General features: G+C 62.0%; 23 protein-coding genes. 16 read left to right on the top strand and 7 right to left on the bottom strand.

Features of this window, described 5'->3' with window-relative positions; all coding sequences use genetic code 11:
• The first annotated feature begins 22 nt into the window (after nucleotides 1–22).
• From ACJJVH_RS22565 to ACJJVH_RS22555, 3 genes are all read left to right on the top strand, one after another.
• Nucleotides 23–1,348, top strand: a complete 1,326-nt coding sequence (locus ACJJVH_RS22565) for an extracellular solute-binding protein (RefSeq protein WP_112799786.1) — start codon at nucleotides 23–25, stop codon at nucleotides 1,346–1,348.
• 156 nt (nucleotides 1,349–1,504) lie between these two features.
• Nucleotides 1,505–2,371 carry a carbohydrate ABC transporter permease gene (locus tag ACJJVH_RS22560; RefSeq protein ID WP_113370871.1) on the top strand — a complete coding sequence of 289 codons (867 nt, stop codon included), beginning with the start codon at nucleotides 1,505–1,507 and terminating at the stop codon, nucleotides 2,369–2,371.
• Nucleotide 2,372: 1 nt separating this feature from the next.
• Entirely contained in the window at nucleotides 2,373–3,194 is an 822-nt protein-coding gene (locus ACJJVH_RS22555; protein ID WP_112799783.1) for a carbohydrate ABC transporter permease, read from the top strand.
• Nucleotides 3,195–3,256: 62 nt separating this feature from the next.
• On the opposite strand, the gene ACJJVH_RS22550 is transcribed toward ACJJVH_RS22555, so the two are convergent.
• The 4 genes from ACJJVH_RS22550 to ACJJVH_RS22535 are packed head-to-tail and all read right to left on the bottom strand — an operon-like array spanning nucleotide 3,257 to nucleotide 6,688.
• Nucleotides 3,257–4,243, bottom strand: coding sequence for a branched-chain amino acid ABC transporter permease (locus tag ACJJVH_RS22550; RefSeq protein WP_112799781.1), 987 nt, complete (start codon nucleotides 4,241–4,243; stop codon nucleotides 3,257–3,259).
• Nucleotides 4,240–5,148: a branched-chain amino acid ABC transporter permease gene (locus ACJJVH_RS22545; protein ID WP_112799779.1), complete on the bottom strand. Its 909-nt coding sequence runs from the start codon at nucleotides 5,146–5,148 to the stop codon at nucleotides 4,240–4,242. The genes ACJJVH_RS22550 and ACJJVH_RS22545 overlap by 4 nt, the downstream gene beginning before the upstream one ends.
• On the bottom strand, nucleotides 5,145–5,894 hold the full coding sequence (locus ACJJVH_RS22540) for an ABC transporter ATP-binding protein (RefSeq protein WP_412066185.1): 750 nt from the start codon (nucleotides 5,892–5,894) through the stop codon (nucleotides 5,145–5,147). Before ACJJVH_RS22540 ends, ACJJVH_RS22545 begins: the two co-directional genes overlap by 4 nt.
• Complete coding sequence (locus ACJJVH_RS22535; protein ID WP_412066184.1) at nucleotides 5,891–6,688, bottom strand: ABC transporter ATP-binding protein; 798 nt, start codon at nucleotides 6,686–6,688, stop codon at nucleotides 5,891–5,893. The genes ACJJVH_RS22540 and ACJJVH_RS22535 overlap by 4 nt, the downstream gene beginning before the upstream one ends.
• Nucleotides 6,689–6,810: 122 nt before the next feature.
• Between ACJJVH_RS22535 and ACJJVH_RS22530 the strand changes: the two genes are divergently transcribed.
• The 8 genes from ACJJVH_RS22530 (at nucleotide 6,811) to ACJJVH_RS22495 (ending at nucleotide 14,023) form a co-directional block, all read left to right on the top strand.
• The gene (locus ACJJVH_RS22530) at nucleotides 6,811–7,545 is read left to right on the top strand and encodes a GntR family transcriptional regulator (RefSeq protein ID WP_412066183.1); all 735 of its coding nucleotides are present in this window, start codon (nucleotides 6,811–6,813) and stop codon (nucleotides 7,543–7,545) included.
• Nucleotides 7,542–8,030, top strand: coding sequence for a DUF3830 family protein (locus ACJJVH_RS22525; protein ID WP_412066182.1), 489 nt, complete (start codon nucleotides 7,542–7,544; stop codon nucleotides 8,028–8,030). Before ACJJVH_RS22530 ends, ACJJVH_RS22525 begins: the two co-directional genes overlap by 4 nt.
• A gap of 1 nt (nucleotide 8,031) precedes the next feature.
• Nucleotides 8,032–8,385 (top strand): TIGR04076 family protein, encoded by a 354-nt coding sequence (locus ACJJVH_RS22520; RefSeq protein ID WP_113369975.1) that lies wholly within the window; start codon nucleotides 8,032–8,034, stop codon nucleotides 8,383–8,385.
• Between the two features lie 5 nt (nucleotides 8,386–8,390).
• Nucleotides 8,391–9,446, top strand: coding sequence for an aldo/keto reductase (locus ACJJVH_RS22515; RefSeq protein WP_412066181.1), 1,056 nt, complete (start codon nucleotides 8,391–8,393; stop codon nucleotides 9,444–9,446).
• Nucleotides 9,443–9,871, top strand: coding sequence for a hypothetical protein (locus ACJJVH_RS22510; protein ID WP_412066180.1), 429 nt, complete (start codon nucleotides 9,443–9,445; stop codon nucleotides 9,869–9,871). Before ACJJVH_RS22515 ends, ACJJVH_RS22510 begins: the two co-directional genes overlap by 4 nt.
• 54 nt (nucleotides 9,872–9,925) lie before the next feature.
• Complete coding sequence (locus ACJJVH_RS22505) at nucleotides 9,926–11,182, top strand: ABC transporter substrate-binding protein (RefSeq protein ID WP_112799766.1); 1,257 nt, start codon at nucleotides 9,926–9,928, stop codon at nucleotides 11,180–11,182.
• 135 nt (nucleotides 11,183–11,317) lie between these two features.
• Nucleotides 11,318–12,616 (top strand): NAD(P)/FAD-dependent oxidoreductase, encoded by a 1,299-nt coding sequence (locus ACJJVH_RS22500; protein ID WP_412066179.1) that lies wholly within the window; start codon nucleotides 11,318–11,320, stop codon nucleotides 12,614–12,616.
• A gap of 189 nt (nucleotides 12,617–12,805) precedes the next feature.
• Nucleotides 12,806–14,023, top strand: a complete 1,218-nt coding sequence (locus ACJJVH_RS22495; RefSeq protein ID WP_412066178.1) for an SfnB family sulfur acquisition oxidoreductase — start codon at nucleotides 12,806–12,808, stop codon at nucleotides 14,021–14,023.
• Nucleotides 14,024–14,093: 70 nt separating this feature from the next.
• Here the strand turns inward: ACJJVH_RS22495 and ACJJVH_RS22490 are convergent, their stop codons facing one another.
• Together ACJJVH_RS22490 and ACJJVH_RS22485 are read right to left on the bottom strand one after the other, a co-directional pair.
• Entirely contained in the window at nucleotides 14,094–15,299 is a 1,206-nt protein-coding gene (locus ACJJVH_RS22490) for an acyl-CoA dehydrogenase family protein (protein ID WP_113392326.1), read from the bottom strand.
• A gap of 72 nt (nucleotides 15,300–15,371) precedes the next feature.
• On the bottom strand, nucleotides 15,372–16,415 hold the full coding sequence (locus tag ACJJVH_RS22485; RefSeq protein WP_112799760.1) for a substrate-binding domain-containing protein: 1,044 nt from the start codon (nucleotides 16,413–16,415) through the stop codon (nucleotides 15,372–15,374).
• A gap of 392 nt (nucleotides 16,416–16,807) precedes the next feature.
• Here ACJJVH_RS22485 and ACJJVH_RS22480 point away from each other — a divergent pair, with 392 nt between their 5' ends.
• Genes ACJJVH_RS22480 through ACJJVH_RS22460 form a run of 5 tightly spaced genes read left to right on the top strand, consistent with a single transcriptional unit; the run spans nucleotide 16,808 to nucleotide 22,847 of the window.
• On the top strand, nucleotides 16,808–17,815 hold the full coding sequence (locus ACJJVH_RS22480; RefSeq protein ID WP_412066177.1) for a sugar ABC transporter substrate-binding protein: 1,008 nt from the start codon (nucleotides 16,808–16,810) through the stop codon (nucleotides 17,813–17,815).
• A 58-nt stretch (nucleotides 17,816–17,873) separates the two neighbouring features.
• On the top strand, nucleotides 17,874–19,424 hold the full coding sequence (locus tag ACJJVH_RS22475) for a sugar ABC transporter ATP-binding protein (RefSeq protein WP_412066176.1): 1,551 nt from the start codon (nucleotides 17,874–17,876) through the stop codon (nucleotides 19,422–19,424).
• Nucleotides 19,414–20,433, top strand: a complete 1,020-nt coding sequence (locus ACJJVH_RS22470; protein ID WP_113392328.1) for an ABC transporter permease — start codon at nucleotides 19,414–19,416, stop codon at nucleotides 20,431–20,433. The genes ACJJVH_RS22475 and ACJJVH_RS22470 overlap by 11 nt, the downstream gene beginning before the upstream one ends.
• Before the next feature lie 2 nt (nucleotides 20,434–20,435).
• Entirely contained in the window at nucleotides 20,436–21,413 is a 978-nt protein-coding gene (locus tag ACJJVH_RS22465) for an ABC transporter permease (protein ID WP_412066175.1), read from the top strand.
• Between the two features lie 36 nt (nucleotides 21,414–21,449).
• Nucleotides 21,450–22,847: an LLM class flavin-dependent oxidoreductase gene (locus tag ACJJVH_RS22460; RefSeq protein ID WP_412066174.1), complete on the top strand. Its 1,398-nt coding sequence runs from the start codon at nucleotides 21,450–21,452 to the stop codon at nucleotides 22,845–22,847.
• Between the two features lie 3 nt (nucleotides 22,848–22,850).
• On the opposite strand, the gene ACJJVH_RS22455 is transcribed toward ACJJVH_RS22460, so the two are convergent.
• The gene (locus ACJJVH_RS22455; RefSeq protein ID WP_412066173.1) at nucleotides 22,851–23,522 is read right to left on the bottom strand and encodes a TetR/AcrR family transcriptional regulator; all 672 of its coding nucleotides are present in this window, start codon (nucleotides 23,520–23,522) and stop codon (nucleotides 22,851–22,853) included.
• Nucleotides 23,523–23,628: the final 106 nt, after the last annotated feature.

Raw genomic sequence — 23,628 nt, 5'->3', positions numbered from 1 at the left:
ACGATAAGGAAAGGGAACAATAATGAAATTCAAGCACATATCGTCCGCAATGCTCGCTTTGATGCTGTCGGCGGCGGCACTGCCGGGGCTGGCAAACGCCAAGGTCGTCGTGCTCGGCTGGCCAGGCGGCTCGGAGGAGACCGCTTTGCGCGCCACCGCCGATCTCTACAACAAGACGGCATCGGATGCCGACAAGGTGGAGCTTCTGTTCTTCAACCGTGACGGCTTCTTCGACAAGCTGCAGGCGGACATGGCCGCCGGTTCCAACGCCTTCGACGTCAATCTCGTCGCGACCTATTCGATCGGCCGCTATGCGCCCTACATGGAGCCGATCGAGCTCAATGCCGATGCACCGAAGGTGTTCGGCGATACCGTGCTGAAAACGATGCAGTTCGACGGCAAGCAATATGGCGTGCCAACGGACCTGTCGCTGCACTTCATGTATTACCGCAAGGATCTCGTCGACGCCCTCATCGCCGATCCCGATGCCAAGGCCAAATATGCCGAGATTTCCAAGAAATATCTCGGCAAGGAACTTGCCCCGAAGCAGCCCGACGAGTGGACCTGGGACGACTGGGCCGCCACCTCGCTCTATTTCAGCAAGCAGGTAAACCGCCAGAGCCCGGTCCGCTACGGCACCGTGCTGCAGATGAAGAACCTTCTCTTCAACATGATGGTGTTCCAATCCCTGCCGCGCTCCTATGGCGGAGACTGGATGGACGCAAGCGGCAACGTCACGATCGACTCGGACGCCTATAAGACGGGACTGAAGCTCTACAAGACGCTTTACGACGCCGGCGCGTCGCCGAAGGATTCGCTGAGCTACGAATATGCGGAAACCAATGCCGCCTTCAGCTCCGGACAGGCTGCGACCGCACTGCAATGGAATGCAGCCGCAGCCGAGCTTACCGATGCGAAGAAATCGCCGGCAGTCGCTGACGTCACCGGCATCGTTGCGCCGCCGGCGGGGCCGAACGGGCGTGCCGACCATATTCATGGTCTCGGCCTCGGACTGAACAAGAACGCGCAGAACAAGGAAGGCGCCATCAAGTTCCTCAAGTGGCTGTCCTCCGAGGATGCGGCCCTTGCCTATGCCCGTGCAGGCGGCTCGCCGGCGCTGACGCCCGATGTCGTCGCCAAGGTGGCGAAGGAGCGCCCCGATCTTGTGAAGCTCGGTGAGTTTGCCAGCAAGTACGGCTACGTCATGACCGGGGCGACCTCCGCCAAGGCGCTGTCGGTCTATGAATTGCAGGCCAAGGAGTTCACCGGCTACTGGTCCGGCCAGCAGAGCCTCGAGGATGCGCTTGCCCACACCAAGGCGGGCATGCAGGATCTCTTGAAGAAATAAGGACAAGGGCCGAGTGCCGGCTTTGGAGCAATTCCAGGAAAAGTGTATTGCGGTTTTCCGTCCGGAATTGCGTAAAAACAGAAGAATAGAGCCTTTTCGCGATTCGACGAAAAGCGAAAAGGCTCTGGCGGCATCCGGCCACTGCGGCTGAAACCCATGGCTCTTGTAAAACGCGCCGAAGGCAGGCTCTATCTGGCACCGCTTGTCGGGTTCCTGCTGCTGTTCCTCGGCTTTCCCGCTCTCCTCAATCTCCTCTATTCCATTTCGACCGTCTCGTTCGAAACCTTGCGCAGCCCCCGGATCAGCGGCTTCGGCAATTACGTTACAGTGCTGACGGAAGCCGCGTTCTGGCAATCGGTCTGGTTTTCCTTCCGCTTCGGCATCATCACGGCGGTTGCAGAGTGCCTGCTCGGCCTCTTTCTGGCGATCTTCCTGAAGCCGCTCCTGTCGGCACGGCCCGTCCTGATGGCGCCGCTGATGCTGCCTTTGATGGTGGCGCCCGCGATGGTCGGCCTGATGTACCGCCTCGTGCTGCATGAATTCGCCGGCCCCGTGCCCTACTATCTTTTTGAATGGTTCGGCGACAGCCCGGCCTTCCTCGACTACACCAACGCCTTCCGCACGCTCGTCGTGGTCGAAGTGCTGCAATGGACGCCCTTCGCCTTCCTCTTGTTCTACGTCGCCTATATCGCCATCCCGGAAGATGTGCGCGAGGCGGCCGCCCTGGATGGCGCGACGGGCCTGCAGCGGCTTTGGCGCATCGACCTGCCGCTGATGCTGCCGACGCTGATCGTCGCCTTCTTCATCCGCTTCATCGACGGCTTCCGTGTATTCGACAATGTCTACGCCCTGACCGGCAGCGGCGCGGGCGGATCGACGACATCGCTGTCGATCTACATCTACCAGGCATTCTTCAAGGAAGGCGCCATCGGCAAGGCGGTCGCGGCCTCCGTCGTGCTGTTCATCACATCGTTGCTGGTTCTCTACGGCCTGAACTGGCTGGGTGCGCGAAGGAAGAAATAAGATGCTGAAGCTCCTGCGCTGGATCGTCTACTGCATCGTGGTCTTCGCCATGAACTTCCCGATCCTCGTCACCCTCATCACCTCCTTCAAGACGACGCGCGAGATTTCCAGCAATCCCGGCCTGTGGATCGAGCAGCCGACCTTCGACAACTACCTCAAGGTGCTGACGGACACCGAGCGCTTCAACATCTTCCTCTATCTGGCAAACAGCGCGGCGGCGGCGCTGATCGGCACGCTGCTGGCGATCCTCCTTTCCTTCCCGGCGGCTTACGTGATCGCCCGCGGCGAAACCGGTAAGAAGCTCCTGCTTCCCCTTGTCATCAACCTTCGTGCCGTACCGCTGGTCGTCTTCGCGATCCCGCTTTACATGATGTATCAGTGGCTCGGCCTGCTCGACACGCGGATCGGCCTGGGGCTCATCCTGACGATCGTCAACATTCCGCTGGCGCTGGTCATGCTGGTCAACGCCATATCCGACATACCGCTGGAGCTCGACGAGGCCGCAACGGTCGATGGGGCCAGCGTTTTCCAGATCATGATCCGCGTCATCCGTCCGGTGGTCAGGCCCGCGCTCGTGACCACCTTCATCTTCGGCTTCATCACGGCCTGGAACGAATTCCTCTTCGGGCTGATGCTGACGACCAACCGCGCCGTGCCGATGACGGTCGGCGCCTCCTTCTTCTTCGCCGCCAGCGGCGGCGGGGTGCAATGGGGCCTCGCCTCCGCCGTCATGATCCTCGGCGCGCTGCCGCCGGCACTTCTCGGCCTGATAATGTATCGCCAGCTTTCCGGCTCGATGACGGCCGGAGCGGTCAAAGGCTAGCATCCGCAGATATTTCGATCCGGGGAGATCTGATCGGCCACCTGGCTCGTCCCTATGCCGCCCTACGAGGCGGCATTGCCTTCATCCGTGATCGGCTTGGGTTGCGGCGCGACGGAAGATCGCCTCTTCGGGATGTCCCCGAAGAGGCCGCCCGGACGCACCAGCAGAATGATGCAGAGCATGACGCCGATCGCGACGATCTGCAGCGAGGCGGCGCGCGCCTGCTGCTCCGGCGAGAAAAGGACGCTCGTCAAAGCCCCCGATCCCGCCCAGATCGCCCAGACAAGGATGCTGCCGATCACCGCGCCCTTGTTGCTGCCCGAACCGCCGACGATCAGCATCACCCAGACCTGGAAGGTCAGGGTCGGAACGTAATTGTCCGGCGCGATGAAGCCGATGAAATGCGCCTGCATGGCGCCGGCAAGCCCCATGATGGCGCCGCCGACGGCAAAGGCCTGTACGCGATAGAAGCGAGCGCTCTTGCCAAGCGAAACTGCCGCGCGCTCGTCCTCGCGCAGCGCTTTCAAGACACGTCCCCACGGACTTTTCGCCAGATGTTCGAGCGCGAGATAGACGATCAGCATCACCACGACAACGACGCCGAGATTGGCAAGATTGAAAATCAGCGGCGTTTCGGCAAGGCTGGAGAACGGACGCGGAATGAAGCCGATGCCGAAAGGGCCGCCGGTCAGCTTTTGCGCGTTCAGCGCCACAAGCTGGACGACGACGGCAACGCCGAAAGTGGTGATCGCCAGATAGTCGGATTTCAATCGCAGCGTCGCAATGCCGATGACGGCGGCGGCAAGACCGGCCACGACCATGGCGCCCAGCCAGCCGATGATAACAGGCAGATCGAAGCCGCCGAAGCGCCCTGCCGTATCCGGCGTCGTTAACAGAGCCGAGGTATAGGCGCCGATCGCGACGAAGCCGGCAAGACCGACATTGAACAGGCCAGTCAGTCCCCATTGCAGGTTCAGCCCGAGCGTGATGAAGGAAAAGATCAGCGCCGTCGTCAGGAAAAAGGCGCCATAGCCAACAATATCCATCATCGCTCTCTCACTCCGAAAAGGCCGATCGGCCGAATGAACAGCACTGCCATCAGGATGATGAATGAAATGGCTGCACGCCATTCCGCACCGATCAGCTGAACGGCAGCCGCCTCGGCAAGGCCGATGATCAGGCCGCCGAGAACCGCCCCCGGGACGCTGCCGATACCGCCGAGAATGGCGGCGGCAAACATCGGCAGCAGCATGTCGAAGCCCATCAGCGGGCGAATCTGCACGAGAATGCCGATCATGACGCCGGCGACGCAGGCCAGCCCCCCGCCGATCAGCCAGGTGACGCGCACGACCCTGGCGACATCGATGCCGACCACCCGGGCAAGCGCCGGATTCTGGCTGAGCGCCTGCATGGAGCGGCCGGTCTGCGTCCTGGTCATCAGCATGTGCACGCCGAAAACGAGAAGCGCCGTGACGATCAGGAGCACGATCTGATCGGGCGTGATGCGAATGCCGAAACCGACGGGCATGGCAATCTGGATGGCGCGGCTGAAATAGGTCGGCCGCGAGGTGAAGAGAAATTCGAGCAGGCTGCGCAACGCCATGGACGCGCCGAAGCTCGCCATGACGACGATGATGGACTGGCCCTTGGCCCGCAGCCTGGCAAACAGGACCTTGTCGAGAGCAAGAGCGAGAAGGCCGGTAAAGCCCATCGCGACGACAACCGCCACGATCAACGGCCAGCCGAAAGAGAGCGGCCCGATGGGCGCGACCTTGCCGAAGACCGCGCCGATGGCGCTGACGACGGCAAGGGTCGCATAAGTTCCCCAGGCCATGAAGTCGCCATGGGCGAAATTCGAAAAGCGCAGGATCGAGTAAGTGAGCGTCACGCCGATGGCGCCAAGGCCGATCATCGACCCCGTCAGCAATCCGTCGACGATAAATTGCAGGTTCATGCCGCGCCTCCTTTGCCTGACGTCGCGGGCCGCTGGCCGAGATAGAGCTCGGCGACCACGGGATCGTTCCAAAGCTCCGACGCAACGCCTTCGTGCCTGTCCTTGCCTTCGACCAGAACATAGGCGCGGTCGCCGATGGCAAGGGCCGCCTTGGCGTTCTGCTCGACAAGGAGAATGGTGACGCCCGATTTGCGGATATCGGTCAGCATGTCGAAAACCATCGAGACGAATTTCGGCGAGAGACCCGCCGAGGGTTCATCGAGCACGAGAAGCTTCGGATGGACGATGAGAGCACGGGCCACGGCCAGCATCTGCCGCTGCCCTCCGGAAAGGTTGCCCGCTGCGATCCGGCGATGACGGGCGAGATCGGGAAAGGTCGTATACATTTCCTCGATGCGGGCCGGCACCTCCCTCGGCTTCAGAATGCCGCCGGCGACTTTCAGGTTGTCTTCCACGGACATCAGTGGAAAGACATTCTCCGTCTGCGGCACGAAGGCGAGGCCCAGCCGCACCATATTGTGCACAGGCGCGCCGGTGATATCCTGGCCTGCCAGCTGCACCATGCCGCTTTCGACCGGCACCAGACCGGCAATCGCCTTGATGAAGCTCGACTTCCCGGCGCCGTTGGGGCCGAGCACGACGACGATTTCCCGTTCGGCCACATCGATCGAAGCACCGCGCACGATCGGCACGCCCGGCTCGTAGCCGGCAACGAGATTGCGAACGCTCAGCACCGGTTCGCTCATGCCGCACCTCCCAGATAGGCTTCGATGACGCGCGGATCGCGGGCCACCTCTTCCGGCGTGCCCTCGCAGAGAAGCTGACCGCTCGCCATGACGAGCACGCGGTGACACAAACGCGTGACCATGTCGATGTTGTGCTCGATCAGGAGAAAGGTAATGCCGCGCTGATTGATATCGCGGATGCGGTCGATGATCGTCTCGAGAAGAGTGGCGTTGACGCCGGCGGCGGGTTCGTCGAGCAGGATGATAGCCGGATCGGCCATCATGACGCGGGCAAGCTCCAGAAGCTTGCGTTGCCCGCCCGACAGCACCCTTGCCGGCTCATGCGCAAGCCGCGTCAGGTGCACGAGCTCCAGAAGCTCCATAGCCTTGACATGGGCGGCTTTCTCCTGCTCGGCCACCTTCCATGGACGCAGGAAATTCGGCAGCAAACGTTCTCCCACCTGATTCTGCGCAGCCAGCATGACATTTTCGAGAAGCGTCAGATTGGGGAACGGTCGCGGAATCTGGAATGTCCGGCCAAGGCCGCGACCGATCCGGCGATGAGCCGCCTCGCCTGCGACCGCCGCTCCATTCAGGACGATCTCGCCGCTGCTCGGCGCAACGCTGCCGGCCAGAAGATCGAACATCGTCGTCTTGCCGGCGCCGTTCGGGCCGATCAGGCCTAGAATTTCGCCCTGGCGAACATGGAAGGAAACGTCGTTGACGGCGGTGACGCCGCCGAAACGCCGCACCACGTTCCTTGCCGTGAGAACAGGCCGGGCTTCCTCCCCTTGCCGTTCAGTTGTCGTACTCATGAGATCCCTCTGGCCGGAAAGCGATCGCCATCGTTTCCCTGATTATTTGATTTGTGATCACACTTGCATTGATCACGCTAATCAGCTTTAATCCACTCCGCAAGCCGAAAAAGGGATTTCGAATGCAAAAGGCCACCGCCGAAAAGAGCGATCCGATTGCCGCACAGCTTGCCCCCGTGGGCCGCGAGACGGTTCAGGACCGGGTCTATTCCGAGCTGCGCCGCGCGCTGATCGGCGGCTTGTTCGAGCCGAGCCAGATATTGACGATCCGCGGCCTGGCCGATGCGCTGATGACAAGCACCATGCCGGTGCGCGAGGCACTGGGCCGGCTGATTACCGAAAAGGCGCTGGAAGCCTTACCCAACCGATCCGTTCGCGTACCGCCGATCACGCTCGATCGCATGGACGACCTTCTGCGCGCCCGTATCCTGATCGAAGGCGAGGCGATCGCGCTCGCCGCAACCCGCATGAATTCGCGCCAGATCGCCACCATCGAAGGCATGCTTGGCGAGTGGGACGAGATGCGTGCGCTGAAGCACAAGAAAGATGTCGACCGCGAGGTGACGCTCAACCAGACCTTTCATTTCGAAATCTACCGCGCCTGCGGCTCGGCCGTGCTGATCCCGATGATCGAGAGCCTGTGGCTGCAATCCGGCCCGTGTATCCGCGTCGCCATCTATGCCTTCTCGGATGCCGGCGAAGTCGACACGGCGCATTATCACCGCACGATCGTCAAGGCGATCGCCACGCAGGATGCAAAAGAAGCCCGCGATGCGCTGGTCGCAGACATCAGCCGGCCGTTCACCTTCCTGCGCAACAAACTGGAAGCCGAAGCCAAGAAGGGCCTGTCCGCATGAGCCAACGCGCTATCAAAATCTCCGAACCACGCTCCGGCCTCAGCGTCCTTGCGCCGCTGCTGGAGGCCAAGGCGCCCGATAACGCCGCCTTTTTCTGGACCTATCTGGGCGAGCCGCGCGTGGTCGGCGGCATCCATGCCATGTGGACCGGCCCGGAAATCTCCTGCCCGATCCCGCCCGCCCACCTGAAAGGCGCCTCCTATGCCGTCGCGCTGCCGGCCGAGAATGCGACGCTGACGCCGCAACCCGGCGATATCGTGCTGAGCTATGTGCCGCCGCGCATGTGGGGCGGCAATCCGGATGCGATCTTCGATATCGGCCTGTTCTACGGAGCGGGCGCGCGCCTGCTCTTCCCGATCGGCTGGCTTGCCGGCAGCGTCGTCGCACAGGTTCGCCCCGACGAACGCGAGCACTTCGCTTCAGCCTGCGGCATCATCCGCCGCAACGGTGCCTGCGACGTCACGTTCGAACGCGCGGAGATCTGAGATGGCGGCGGCAAACGACGACAGTTTCGAACTCTTCGACCTCAGGGTGGAGGCCGTCATCCCCGAGGGCAAGCCGATCTATTGCGGCGCCAAGCCGGGAGACTATTTCGAACTCAAGGGCGAAATGCTGTCGTTGCCGTCTGGCCAGGGCTTTTCGATCTATTCCATATCGGCCGTCCTGCCGCTGCTTGCGGCCAAACAGCGGCCAACCCACAAGAACGACTGGATGACCTCGGACGCGGAAATCGCCTGCCCCGACCCCAACTGCGCGAGCCGCCTGCGGATCGTCAGGACAGGCAAGCGGCGGTTCAGCCATGCCGAAACGACGGCCGTGCCGTTGCCCGAAGGAGAATGAACCGCATGACCGCCAAGACTTTTGAGCTCAGCCCCCGATACAAGATTTCCCGCGTCATCCGCGGTGGCTGGCAGCTTGCCGGAGGACATGGCGCCATCGATCGCGCCCAAGCCTTAACCGACCTGATCGCCGCCTTCGATGTGGGTATCCGCACCTATGACTGCGCCGATATCTACACAGGCGTCGAGGAACTGATCGGCGAGGCGCGCGAGAAGCTTCGCAACGAGCGCGGCACCGAGGCCGCGGGCGCGATGAAGGTGCATACGAAACTCGTGCCCGATCTGGAGAAGCTGGCAACGATCAACCGCGACTACATTCGTGGAATCGTCGACAAATCGCTGCGCAAGCTCAAGACCGAGCAACTCGATCTGGTGCAGTTTCACTGGTGGGACTATTCGCTTTCGGGCTATCTCGATGCGCTCGGCTGGCTCGACGAGATGCGCCGCGAAGGCAAGGTGCGCAATGTCGGCACGACGAATTTCGACACGCCGCATATCGCCGAAATCCTTGCCGCCGGCATTCCCCTGGTCAGCCAGCAGCTGCAATATTCGGTTCTCGACCAGCGCCCGACGCATGGGCTCGCGCAACTGGCGGCCAGGAACGACGTGAAATTCCTCTGCTACGGCTCGGTGGCCGGTGGCTTCCTGAGCGACAGATGGCTTGGACAGCCCGAACCCGAGATGCCGCTCGAAAACCGCTCTCTCGTCAAATACAAGCTGATCATCGACGATTTCGGCGGCTGGGAGCTGTTCCAGTCGCTGCTGCGCACCTTGAAGGCCATCGGCGAGCGCCATGGCGTCGACATCGCGACAATCGCCAGCGCCTGGGTGCTGGAGCAGCCGCAGGTCGCCGCCGTCATCGTCGGCGCCCGCAATCAGGCGCATGCGCTCGCCAATGCAAAGATCATGGATATTGCGCTCTCGGACGAGGACCGCCGGCAGATCGCCGATATTATCGGCCAAAGCCCGGGGCTTGAAGGCGACGTCTATACGCTGGAGCGCGATCGCACCGGCAGGCACGGCTCGATCATGCACTACAACCTCAATGCGGGGAAGGTATGAGTCAGCAATCGCCCCTCTTCCGGAAGGCCAGTGCCGAAGTGATTGATCTCCATCGTTTCTTCGAAGATTGGTACGATGCAGCAACTGCCGACAAAACGGATTTCAACCGCTGCGAGCACACTTTCGGCCAGGCGTTCCACATGATCCCGCCGACCGGCCGCATCTTCGACCGGGCTGAAACCATCGAGCTGATCCGGGCTAACCGGGCGAGCTTTCGCGGCGATTTCAACATCGAGATTTCGGATATCCGCGCAAGCTTCGAGACCGACGGCATCGTTATGCTCACCTATGTCGAAACCCAGTCGCGCGCGGGCAAATACAGCCGGCGTCAGGCAAGCGCGCTTTTCACCGCAAGTTCATCGGCGCCGAACGGTGTCGAATGGCAGCATCTGCATGAAACCTGGCTGCAGATGCCGGACAACTGACAGGTTCCTAAGAAACCAGACATGAAGATCGTTGACCGAACAAGGGGAACAAAGATGAAGAAGACGATATTTCAAATCACCACGGCTCTGGCGCTTCTCGCCGCGGCCGGTGCTGCCAATGCCGCCGACTGCAAGGTGACGGTCGGCCTCGTGATGGAACTGACCGGCCCTGCCGGCGAATACGGTCAGGCGGGTGCAAAGTCCGTCGAGATGGCCTTCCGGGATATCAATGCCGCCGGCGGAGCCCATGGCTGCGATCTGGTGACGGATACGCGCGACAGCCAAAGCCAGGGCAATGTCGCCGTCGACGCCGCCACCCAGCTCGTGCAGGTCAAGAAAGTTCCCGCCATCATCGGCGGCATCATTTCCTCGGTGACGATCCCGATCCTGACCTCGGTCACCGCACCGGCCAAGATCGTGCAGGTCTCGCCTGCCGCCTCCTCGCCGACGCTGACCGAACTCGGTCGCGACGGCAAGACCAACGGCATCTTCTTCCGCACCATCACCTCGGATTCGCTGCAGGGCATTGCCGCCGCCAAATATGCGATCGACAAGGGCTTCAAGAAGCTCGCGATCATCCACGTCAACAACGATTTCGGCGTGAACATGGTCGCCGAATTCTCAAAGGCATACAAGGCGCTCGGCGGCACGATCGTCTCGACGACGCCTTATAATGAGAAGCAGTCGAGCTACGCCTCGGAAGTCACCGCCGGCATGGCCGGCAATCCGGATGGCCTTTATCTCGTCAGCACGCCGGTCGACGGCGCGACGATCGCCCGCACCTGGATCTCGCAGGGCGGCCCGCAAAAATTCCTGCTCAATGACGGCATGAACAGCCCGGACTTCATCGACTCCGTCGGAGCCGACTACCTCAAGGAGGCCTACGGCACCTCGTCGGGCACGACGCCGACGCCGTCGACCGACTACTTCAACAAGAACTACAAGGATTTCTCGGGCATCGAGCCTTCCAATCCGGCCGCGGACCGCGCCTATGATGCCGGTGCGATCGTCGGCCTTGCGCTTGCGATCGCCGGCGACGACACATCGAAGCTGAAGGATGACATCTTCAAGGTGGTCGACCCGAAGGGCACGCCGATCTATGCCGGCAAGGAAGAGTTCGCAAAGGCGCTCGGCCTGATCAAGGAAGGCAAGCCGATCCGCTACGAGGGCGTCATCGGTCCCGTCACCTTCGATCAATATGGCGACATCACCGGCCCCTTCCGTCTTTGGAAAATCGCCGACGGCAAGGTTGCCACCGATGGCGAGTTGTCGATGGAAGACGTCGCGGCCCTCAAGGAGAAGATCAAGTAGGCCGCCGATCCATTCTGCAGAAGCGCGAGGCGGGCCAATCGGTGCGCCTCGCGCCAAAACATCCTGGCGCAATCCCTTCAGCGGCTGACCCAGCGTGACAGCCATCTGCCATAGTCATTGAAAGATCGTCCGCTGATGCCCAGCCACGTTGCTCGCCCCGCCAATCCGACCCTGTGGACGCTGACGGCCGGCCGCGTGCCCGAGCTTTCCGGCAGCCTGCCTTCCCGCTGCGACGCCGTCGTCATCGGCGGCGGCTTCACCGGCTTGACCGCAGCCCTTCATCTTGCCCGCGCCGGCCGCTCGGTCATCGTGCTCGAGAGCGGGCAACTCGGCGCCGGAGCGAGCGGCATGAATGCCGGCTTCGTCGTTCCGAACTTCGCCAAGGCCGATCCCGCCACCGTGCGTCAGAAACTGCCGCGCGCCAAGGCTGATGCCCTGTTGTCGCTCGTTGGCGCGGGCGCGGATCAGGTCTTCGCGACGATCGCGGAGGAGCATATGTCCTGCGATGCCGCACAGACCGGCTGGCTGCAGCCGGCCTATGGCGACGACATGGCGCAGATTCTGCGTCAACGGGCAAAGGATTGGACGGAGCTCGGCCGGCCCGTCGAATTTCTCGACGCCCGGGCCATCCGGGGCGAAACCGGAATGGAGATCTATTCCGGCGGATTGATCGATCATTCCGGCGGCACCATCCATCCGCTGGATTATCTCTACGGGCTTGCGCGCGCGGTAATGCGGCGCGGCGGCATAATCCGCGAGAACGCCAGGGTCGAGCGCGTGGAACGAAACAGCGGCAGCTGGCGCGTTGCGTGCGCAGGTCATGAAATCGAGACGGACGCCGTCATCCTCGCCACCAATGCCTTTACCGACGGCGTAGCCTCACGCATGGGACGAACCGGCGTGCCGCTGAAGGTATATCAGGTGGCGACAAGGCCGATCGACGCGGAGACCGTGGCGCGCATCGCCCCGAACCGGCGCCCCGTCGGCGACACGCGCTCCAATCTTTTCACCTACCGGCTCGATCGGGACAACAGGCTGATCAGCGGCGGCATGGCGATCAATCCGATCGGCGCGTTCGAGCGCGTGGGTCAAGCCGTCGTCGACCGGCTCACGTCCGAACTCCGCCTGCCGCACCATCCGGGCATAGAGATCGTCTGGACCGGGACCGCCATCATGACGCCGGATTTCCTGCCGCGCCTCTACCGCTTCGGCGACGGGTTTTTCGGGGGCATCGGCTGTAATGGCCGGGGCATCGCCATGACGGCGCAGCTCGGCCGGACCCTTGCAAGACTGGCGCTCGGCGAAGCGGCGCAATCCCAGCCGATCCCACTTCAATCCAGCCGTCCGCTGCCCTTTCACGCGTTCACCCCTCTCGTCGCATCGCTTGCCCTGGCACATGCGCGCTTTCAGGACTGGCGAACCGGCCACCAATAAGCCTGGGCTATCGGAAGATTTGCACGTCGATCATTGGCGGCGTCGGCACAGCGTCAGGCAGCAATTGACTATTAATTCTATAGAGAAAGGAATGTAGCAGCGGCGGCATGGGTAAAAACGAAATGCCTTTTCTCGAACCCCCGCTTTGAATGCGGCATCGTGGCGCCGAATGAAATCGGAGCCTGCCTTATGAACGCGCAATTGCACCACATCAACGCCAAGCATCCCGAGGCTGCCGTGCTGGAGACCGAGCAACAGGCACTGGCCGTCGCTCAAGAGCTTGCGGCACGCTTTGCCGCCACCGCATCCGAGCGCGATAGTGAAAGGCTGCTTCCGTTTGCCGAGATGGATGCGCTGGCGCAATCCGGACTGCTCGCGATTACCGTTCCCGAGGAATATGGCGGCCTCGATGTCTCGAATGCGACGCTGGCGGAGATCACCGCGATCCTGGCGCAGGCCGACGCCTCGATCGGGCAGATACCGCAGAACCATTTCTACATTCTCGAAGCTTTGCGCGTCGATGGCTCGGACGATCAGAAGCGGTATTTCTTCGGCCGCGCATTGGCCGGAGATCGCTTCGGCAATGCGCTGTCCGAGCGCGGCACGAAGACGGTCGGGCACTACAATACCCGTATTACCCGCGATGGCCCCGGCTATCGCCTCAATGGTCGCAAGTACTATTCGACCGGCGTTCTCTTTGCCGATTGGGTGACGGTCTTCGCGCTGGACGAGAGCGAGAAGCTGGTCATGGCCTTCGTTCCCAAGGGCACCGAAGGCATCGAAATCATCGACGATTGGGACGGCTTCGGGCAGCGCACGACCGGCAGCGGCACCACGGTCCTCAACAATGTCTATGTGAATGCCGACCATGTCGTCCTCCATCACAGGGGCTTCGAGCGGCCGACGACCATCGGCTCGGTCGGCCAGATCATCCATGCCGGCATCGATCTCGGCATCGCCCGAGCCGCCTTTGCCGAAACGCTTGATTTCGTGAAGACCAGATCGCGTCCCTGGACGGATAGCGGCGTAGAGCGCGCCAGCGACGATCCGCTGACCATCGCCAAGGTCGGCCAGATCGCCATCCGGCTGGAAGCTGCAACCGCGACCATCGAGCGCGCCGGCCGCAAGGTCGATGCCGCGCAGGTCGAGACTACCGAAAAGAGAGTGGTCGAGGCGACGCTCGCCGTAGCAGCTGCCAAAGTGCTGACGACGGAAATCGCCATAGAGGCGACGAACACGCTGTTCGAGCTTGCCGGCACGGCATCGGTCAAGCTCGACCTCAATCTCGACCGACACTGGCGCAATGCCCGCACGCACACGCTGCATGATCCGGTTCGCTGGAAATATCACGTCGTCGGCAATTACTACCTCAACGACATCCTCCCGCCGAAGAACGGCGCACTCTGACCAAGGCTCAAACGAAAGCCCCGTTGCCGGCCTGCGGCAACGGGGCTTTGACATGTCCGGCGATATCAGATCAGCTATAGAGACTGACCTCGGGAATTCGGCCGTTCAGAACGAACTCACCGACTTCCTTGGCCTTGTAGAAGACCGGATCGTGCAAGGTATGGGTCCGCACATTGCGCCAGAAGCGATCGAAGCGATACTTTTCCGCCGTCGAGCGCGCACCGGTCAGTTCGAAGACGCGTGAGGTAATGTCAAGCGATACGTGCGTGGCATTCACCTTCGCCGCATAGGCTTCGGCCGCCGCCGCGCCGCGCTCGCGCGCCGTCGCCTTGTGTCCCCTGGCAAGGGCTTCCTGGACCGCCGCCGCTGCACTGTCGGCCAGCGCAGCCGACGCCTTCAGAGCGGCGGTGAATTCGCCGGCGCGTTCCAGAATATACGGATCGTCCGATGCACGCTCCACGCCCGAAGTCACCCAGGGCCGCGTCGTGGTGCGGACATAATCGAGAGCCTCGCGCAATGCGCCTTCGGCCGTACCGAGATAAAAGTTCACGAAGACCAGCTGAATGAGAGGCGTGTTGAACGTCGCGAGAACCGGGGCCTCGCCGCCAGTCGACGCGGCCCTATCCAGATCCTCTTCATACACGGGGAAATCGTGAAACTCGACGCTGCCGCTGTCGGAGAGACGCTGGCCGAAATTGTCCCAGTCGTCATTGGCCTTGTAGCCAGCGCGGTTTGTCGGGACGGCAAAGCCGACGATCCTGTCATCGAGCGCAGCGTTGGCGTTGATGTAGTCGGAAACGTGGGCGGCCGTGGAGAAGGATTTGCGGCCGTTCAGAACATAGCCATTGCCCCGGCGCGTCAGCACAAGGCCGGGATCGCGTGGATTGACGGCGGCACCCCAGTAAAGGCTGTTGGCCACCGTCTTGCCGCCCAGTTCCTGCGCACGCGTTTCGTCGAAAGCCCAATAGACATATTGGCTGTTGACGTAGTGATAGCCGAGAAGCTGGCCGATGGAGCTTTCTCCACGCGCGAGGATGCGCACGAGCCGCAAGCCGTCTGCCCAATCGAGGCCGCCGCCGCCGATCTGCGATGCATGCAGGGCATTCAGCAGCCCCGCATTCTTCAGCTTGACGATTTCGCCGAGCGGTGGCCGGCCTTCGCGATCAAGCTCTGCTGCGTGCCTGGAAAGATCCGCGGAAATCTCTTCCGCTCTGGCAAAGAGGTCGTCCCGCGTGGGGTTCCGATTGCTTGCGAAGACGACGTTGGACTGGCTCATGATGTGAACTCCGGTTCATGGACGTAAGCCGGCGGAATCAGACGACCCCGCCGGCGGATCGAGGTCGGCTGCCTAGAAAAGCTTGTCCGGAATCCAGCTTGCGGTCGCCGCGTCGCTCGTGCTGAAGGCCGGGATTTTCTGCGCCAGTTCCTCGATCGTCTTGACGCCGGCGGCGCGAAGCCCTTCCTGCGTCAGCAGCGTCGGCTTGACCGTGATCTGGTGCGGGACCTCCTGCCCTGCCACCTGCAAGGCGGCGGCGCGGATGGAGACGGCGCCCACGACCGCCGGATTGGTCGCAACCGTCGCAACCCAAGGGCTGCCCGGCTCGGTAATTTCCTGAATGTCGGCTGTAGAGACGTCAGCGGAATAGATCTTCAGCTTGTTGGCGATGCCGAGATCGTTGGCCGCAAGTTTCACGCCGCGCGCAAATTCGTCATAGGGAGCGAAGACCACGGTGATATCGGGATTGGCCGTCAGCGCCGCCTTTGCCTGGTCGGCCGTCGACGTCGCCGTCGTATCGCTGACATTGCCGAAGCGGGCCTTTTCGACGACCCCGGCATTCTGCTTCTTGAAGCTGTCCCATACTTCATTGCGGCGGTCGAGCGGCGCGAAACCGGCGACATAGACATAGCCTGCCTTGAAACTATTGCCGTTTTCCTTGACGACCTGCTTCAAGGCAAGGTCGGCAAGCTCGTGATCGCTCTGCTCGACCTGCGGAATCTTCGGATTGTTGAGATTGACGTCGAACGCGACGACCTTGATGCCCTTGTCGAGCGCCTGCTGGACGACGTCGCCAAGCGATTCCGGCAGGCCATGGTCGATGACGATGGCGGAGACGCCGAGATTGATCGCCTGGAGGATCTGCTCGCGCTGCGCGGCAGCGTCCTGCCGTCCCGGAAAGATGCGCAGATCGATGGCAAGCGCCTTGGCCTGTGCTTCGGCGCCGGCCTGATAGGCCTGGAAGAAGTCGCCGGCGGAAATATAGCTGATCAGGGCAATCTTTACGCCGCCCTTGTCGAAGGGTGCGGGCGCGCCGTTCACGCCATCCGCCAGCGCAACCTGCGTAAGAAGAAGAGGGGCAACGGCCGACAGGGCAAGCCGTGTGATAAATTTCATCGTCGCGATCCTCACGATCCATCGGAAACGCCGTCTGACGGGGCAATGCCCCTGCGCCGCTCGCAATTATTAAATATAAACCCTATGTTTTTAGTAGATTAAATCATCCGATTTTGGCTGCCATCGGAGATTCTTTGTTCGCCTGCCGGAGAATTGCCGGGAAGGACATGCCCGGCGAATGGGCGCTCAATCCGGTTTCATCCGGAGGAGCCATCCACCGGTGCCGACGCCGACCGTCCGTGTCATCGCAAAGCCCCACCTGCCGGCATGAGAGACGACATCATGGAAATTTCCACTTGCCGTTCGGTTTTGGAAAAACGTTTCTCTTTAAATTGTTAAATCTATCTATTTTGTAATCTATTGACATTTTGAATTGCTGGAGAGGGACTTTCATGACCAAGGAAAAAACGGCCGGACTTGGCCGCCGGGACATTTTGAAGCTGACGGCCGTCGCGGGAACGGCGATTGCGGCTTCGAGCATCCTGTCGAAGACCGCCGCGGCTGCCGACGACGCCCTGTCGTTGAAAGACAAGCGGGTTGCCATCAGCGCGACGGGAACCGACCACTATTTCGACCTGCAAGCCTACAATGCCCAGATCGACGAGGTGAAGCGGCTGGGCGGCACGCCGATCGCCGTCGATGCCGGCCGCAATGACGGCAAGCTGGTATCGCAATTGCAAACGCTGATCGCGCAGAAGCCGGATGCGATCGTGCAGATCCTCGGCACGCTGAGCGTCATCGATCCCTGGCTGAAAAAGGCTCGCGATGCCGGAATTCCCGTTTTGACCGTCGATGTCGGCTCGACCAACTCTGTCAACAACACCACCTCGGACAATTGGGGCATCGGCAAGGACCTGGCGCTGCAGCTCGTTTCCGACATCGGCGGCGAGGGCAATATCGTCGTCTTCAACGGCTTCTACGGCGTCACGCCCTGCGCGATCCGCTACGACCAGCTCGTCAATGTCGTCAAATACTTCCCGAAAGTGAAGATCATCCAGCCCGAGCTGCGCGACGTCATTCCGAACACGGTTCAGGACGCCTTCGCCCAGATCACCGCGATCCTCAACAAGTATCCGGAGAAGGGCTCGATCAAGGCGATCTGGTCGGCCTGGGACATTCCGCAGCTCGGCGCCACGCAGGCTCTTGCCGCCGCCGGCCGCACCGAGATCCGCACTTACGGCGTCGACGGTAGCCCGGAAGTGCTGCAGCTCGTCGCCGATCCCAACTCGCCCGCCGGCGCCGATGCCGCCCAGCAGCCGGCCGAAATCGGCCGCACCGCCATCCGCAATGTCGCCAAGCTGCTATCGGGACAGACACTGCCGCGTGAAACCTATGTCCCTGCCCTCCTGGCAAACAAGAACAACGTGTCCGACGTGATCAAGAAACTCGGCATCGGTTGATCTGCAAACGGGCGATGCGGATATCCCGCATCGCCGTCCAATGCGAAAGGCTTCTTTCATGACCGCAACCGGGCCGGCGACCGAGGCAGACAGCGCGCCGCATATCCTGCGTTTCGATGGGATCGTCAAACGATTCGGCGGTGCCCAGGCGCTGGCCGGAGCGTCGCTCGCCATCCGGCGCGGCACCGTTCACGGGCTTGTCGGGCAGAACGGTGCCGGCAAATCCACATTGATCAAGCTCCTGGCCGGCCTGCACACTCCGGACGAGGGCCGCATCGAGATCGAAGGCCGGGCCTATGATCGCCTGACGCCGCATCTATGCGAAGAACTCGGCATCCATTTCATTCATCAGGATCGGCTGCTGGTTCCGACATTCACCGTCGGAGAGTCGCTTTTTCTCGGCCGGGAAATTCGGCTCGGCGGGACGCCCTTGCTTGATCGCGGCGCCATGCAGCGCCGCGCCGCCGAGATTCTCGCCAATTACTTCGGCGTCGACCTGCCGAAGAACGCCTTGATCGGCGAGCTCTCGACCGCGGAGCGGCAGATCGTCCAGATCACCCGCGCGCTGCTGCACAAGCCGAAGATCCTCGTCTTCGACGAGCCGACGGCAGCATTGATACGGCAGGAAGCGGAGATCCTGTTCCGCCTCATCCGGCGCCTGCGCAGCGAAGGCGTGACCATCATCTACATCTCGCATTATCTCAACGAAATCGAGGGCTTGTGCGACGATGTCACCATTTTGCGCAACGGTATCGACGTTGCTTCTCTGACGACGAGCGAAATCTCGGCCGGCCGGATAGCAAGCCTGATGATCGAGCGCGATATCGCAGACATGTTTCCCAAACGGAAAGTCGAACTCGGAGAGGAAATCCTCAAGCTTGACAATCTTTCGGCGACAGGCCGCTTCCATGACGTCAGCCTCTCGCTGCGGCGCGGCGAAATCCTCGGCATTACAGGATTGCTCGGCTCCGGGGCAAAGGATCTCATACGCACCCTTTTTGGACTGCAGCCGGCGACGAGCGGAACGGTGGATATCGAGGCCCGTGACCTGAAGCCGCGCAACCCGGTCGAAGCCGTCGATCGCCGGATCGCGCTGGTGCCGGAGGACCGGCGCGGCCATGGCGTGGGGCTGGATCTCAGCGTCCGCGAGAACATCACATTAGCGAGCCTTCGCCGCTATACGCGCTTCGGTTTTCTCAACCGCAAACGGGAGAGCGACGATGCCGACGACCTGATCGGGCGGCTGCAGATCAAGACGTCCGGGCGCGAAGCGCTGGTGCGCACGCTCTCGGGTGGCAACCAGCAGAAAGTGGCGATTGCCAAATGGCTGAGCCGCCGCTCGGAAATCTATCTGCTGGACGAGCCGACCGTCGGCGTCGATATCGGCTCGAAGGTCGAAATCTATTCGCTGATCGGCGAGCTTGCCGCGCGCGGCGCCGGCGTGATCGTGCTGTCGTCGGATCTGCCAGAGCTGGTGGGCATTACCGACCGAATACTCGTGCTGTTCCGCGGTCGCGTAGCGCGCGAGCTGATTTCCTCTCAGACCACCACGGACGAAGTGCTGTCGGCATCGACCGGCGCGCTTGAAGGATTGCGCCATGTCAGCTGACGTTCAGTTTGCTTCTCTCCCCGAGAATGCGGTGGCGCACAAGCTGCCGACCGGCAGCAAGCTTGCGGCTGCGGCCCTGCGGTTCGGTTCGCTGCTTGCCTTCGCCGCGATCCTCGTGGTTTTCGCGCTGACGGCGCCTTATTTCCTGACGGTCGGCAATATCGGCAACGTGCTCGGACAATCGGCCATTTCCGGCGTGCTCGCCATCGGCTTGACCATCGTCCTGATCGCCGGCGGCTCCAATGTCGTCACCGGCGGCATCGACCTCTCGCTTGCGGCCAATATGGGCCTGAGCGCAGCCGTCTATGCAACCCTTGTCCAGCTCGGCTTCGGCGATGGGGCCGCCATAGCTGGCGCGCTCGTCACCGGGCTCGCCATCGGCGCGGTCAATGCGCTGGCGATCGTTTTTGCCGGCATCGTGCCGCTTTTGGCGACGCTTGCCGTCATGAACGTCGTCGCCGGGCTGGAGCTGGTCCTGACGCAGAACACGGTGCTGCCCGCCTCGACCGACCTGCTGACCGTTCTTTCCTCTTCGGACGCCTTTGGCATTCCGGTCCTCGCCTACGTGCTGATCGGCTTCACCATCATCGTCGCGGCTGTCGTGCAATTCACACCGCTCGGTCTGAGGCTCTACGCCGTCGGCGAGTTCCCCGAGGCAGCCCGCGCCGCCGGATTGCCGTTGAGAAGACTTACCGCGGGAGCCTTCGTCGCCAGCGGCCTCTGCGGCGGGATCGCCGGCATTTTGTCGGTCGCCTATCTCAGCGGCAGCACCACCGGCTCCGGCGAAATGCTGCTTCCAGTCGTCGTCACCGCCCTGCTCGGCTCGGTCTTTTCCCGCCGCCTGGTTCCGACCATCGGCGGCACGCTGGTCTCGACGCTATTCGTCGGCTTCCTCATCAACGGTTTCCAGCTGCTCAATCTGCCCAGCACGCTGGTCAGCGGCGTTCAGGGCCTGCTGATCCTGATCGTGGTCTCGGCAACCACACTGCTGCGCCAACGGGAGATCTGATCATGTCCGCTTCCATAGCATCGGCCCGACCGATGGCGAGCTTCGCGCGCTATGGGCTCATCGTCGCCCTGATCGCCGTTTTCTCGCTCTTTTCGGCAGTCGCGCCGACATTCCTGAGTACGGGCAATCTGCAGAGCATTCTCGTCAACAATTTCACGCTGCTTGCCATCGTCTCGATTGCCATGACCTTTGCCGTCGCCGCCGGCGGCATCGACCTTTCGGTCGGCACAGCCGTCGACTTTGCCAGTTTTGCCTTCGTCTCCGGAATTCTAGCCGGTCTGCCCGTGCCGCTTGCCGCTCTCGCGGGCCTTGGCGCGGGCGCGCTGGTCGGTGCGTTCAATGCCGTGCTGATTTCGGCGATCGGCGTATCGCCATTCCTGGCAACGCTCGGAACGCTGTTCATCGGCCGCAGCATACAACAGCTGCTGACGGATGGCGGCAATCCGGTCTATCTGCCGCCATCGGGCATACCCGAGGCATTTCGCTTTATCGGGCATGGAACACTCGGCAACATCCCCGTGCCGCTTCTGATCGCAGCCATTATCATCGCGGGCACGGCCCTTTTGTTCGCACGCATGCGCTTCGGCCGCGTCGTGCTTGCCATCGGCATCCAGCCGCGCACCGTGCGCTATTCGGGGATCGGCCTGGCAAAGCATGTGGCCGCGACTTTCGTTCTCGCCAGCACGATTGCCGCCTTTGCCGGGCTGATCCTGACGGCGACGGTCACGGTCTATATCCCCTCCTCCGGCAACGGCTTCATGCTCAACGCCATCGGCGCCACCTTCATCGGCACGACTTTTTCGCCGCTGGGACGGCCGAACGTGGCCGGCACGGTGCTCGGCGTGCTGCTTTTGAGCATCGTTGCCAACGGCCTGCTGCTGACGGGCCTCAATTTCTACTGGCAGCAGGTCGGCACCGGCCTCCTGATCTTCGCCGTGCTCGCCTTCAGCTTCGTCAACAGGAAAGCCGCCGGCGCCTGAGTGCCGACGAAACGATACAATCGCAGGAACAGCAAGATGACACGCGAAATCAGGCTCAATGCCTTCGACATGAATTGCGTCGGACACCAGTCCCCCGGCCTTTGGCGCCACCCGCGCGACAAATCCTGGACCTACAAGGATCTCGACTACTGGGTCCATCTGGCAAAGACGCTGGAGCGCGGCAAGTTCGACGGCCTGTTCATCGCAGACGTGCTCGGGGTCTATGACGTGCTGAACGGCAATGTCGATGCGGCCCTGCGCCACTCGGCGCAGGTGCCGGTCAACGATCCGCTGCAGCTCATCCCGACCATGGCCTATGAAACCGAGCATCTCGGCTTCGGCCTAACGGCCTCGCTCTCCTTCGAGCATCCCTATACCTTCGCCCGGCGTATCTCGACACTCGACCATCTGAGCAAGGGACGCGTCGGCTGGAACATCGTCACCTCCTATTTGAACAGCGGCGCCCTGAACATCGGCCAGCCAGCCCAGACGCAGCATGACGACCGCTACGCGCTGGCGGAGGAATATCTCGAAGTCTGCTACAAGCTGTGGGAGGGTAGCTGGGAAGACGATGCCGTCATTCGCGATCGCGAGAAGGGCATTTTCACGCGGCCGGAGAAGGTGCACCCCATCCGTCATTCCGGCGCGCATTTCAACGTCCCCGGCATTCATCTCAGCGAGCCGTCGCCGCAGCGTACCCCGGTGCTCTATCAGGCAGGCGCATCGAGCCGCGGCAAGGATTTTGCCGGCGCGCATGCCGAATGCATCTTCGTCGCCGCCCCCTCCAAGGCAGTCCTGAAACGCTATGTCGCCAATGTTCGGGAGGCTGCCGAGCGTATCGGCCGCAATCCCCGCGACATCCTGTCCTTCAACCTCCAGACCGTGATCCTCGGCGAGACGGATGCCGAGGCGCAGCGCAAGTTCGACGAATATCGCCAATACGTCTCCCTCGAAGGCGCGCAGGCGCTGATCTCCGGCTGGACCGGCATCGATTTCGGCCAGTTCTCGCCCGACGAGGTGCTTCGCCATCGCCATACGAATGCGGTGCAATCCGCCGTCGAGACCTTCACCACCATCGACCCGGGCAAGGAATGGACGGTGCGCGAAATGGCGGACTGGGTCGGCATCGGCGGCTTCGGCCCGGTGTTCGTCGGCTCGCCGCAGACCGTCGCCGATCTCATGCAGGAATGGATCGAGGATACCGATGTCGACGGATTCAATCTGGCCTATGCGGTCACGCCCGAGAGCTTCGAGGATGCCGTCGATCTTCTCGTGCCGGAATTGCAGAAGCGCGGCGTCTACAAGACCGAGTATCGCACAGGCACCCTGCGCGAAAAGCTCGGCGGCAGCGGACCGCGGCTCGCCGCACCGCATCCGGCGACCGCCTATCGCAATCTTGGCGAAACCACAGCCACTTCCAGGCGGGCCGGATAGATCTCAGGCAAAGGGCTCCGAAAGCATCTCGTCGAGATCCGCCTTCGCCTGCGCCGAAAGATAGGGCCGCAACAGGCTTGCGACCTGGCCGAGGCCCCAATGCACATGCTTGGGGGTGAGATCGCGCACGCCTTCCTGAAGGCCGAGATAGACGGCGAAGTAGGTCGAGACGATCCACATATTGGTCATCAAGGGCTTGCGCTCGTCTGCCGCGACACGGATCAGGCCGGCATCCTCCATTCGCTGAAAGATGACATCGACGGACAGGCGCATGCCGGCGCTGACCATGAGGATCGGCGCTCGCAGGCCGGGGGCGATTGCCAGCAGGCCCGGAATGTCGCGAAACAGGAAGCGATGGGTCCAAACGAGCGAGAACCACTTGCGCAGAAAGCCGGCATAGGCTTTCGAATCCATACCCTCGACGGCATCGGCTTCCCCGACCAGCGCCAGGGCGTCAGCCTCGAAGCGCGAAAACAGGGCCAGTACCAGCGATTCCTTGGTGCGAAAATGATAGTAGAGATTGCCCTGGTTGATGTGCACCGACTTGGCGATTTCCGCGGTCGTCACCGCCTCCGGCCCCTTTTGGTTGAAGAGCGACAGGGTCGCGGCGAGAATTCGTTCGCGCGTATCGGACCCCGCGGCGACGCCTGTCTTTTTGCCTTTGTTTGCCGGCATGCTCTTTCCCCACTTGAAGCTCTAAGGTATTCACCTTATTTTTGTAAGGCAAATACCTTAATCCTGATCTACAGGCATCCGCCGGGGCAAACAAGGAGATAGAAGG

Origin of the sequence: Rhizobium sp. SYY.PMSO, from assembly GCF_046840415.1 — a bacterium.
Taxonomy (GTDB): Bacteria; Pseudomonadota; Alphaproteobacteria; order Rhizobiales; family Rhizobiaceae; genus Rhizobium.
The sequence above is the reverse complement of the archived record's forward strand: the minus strand, read 5'-3'. Positions and strand labels throughout refer to the sequence as shown.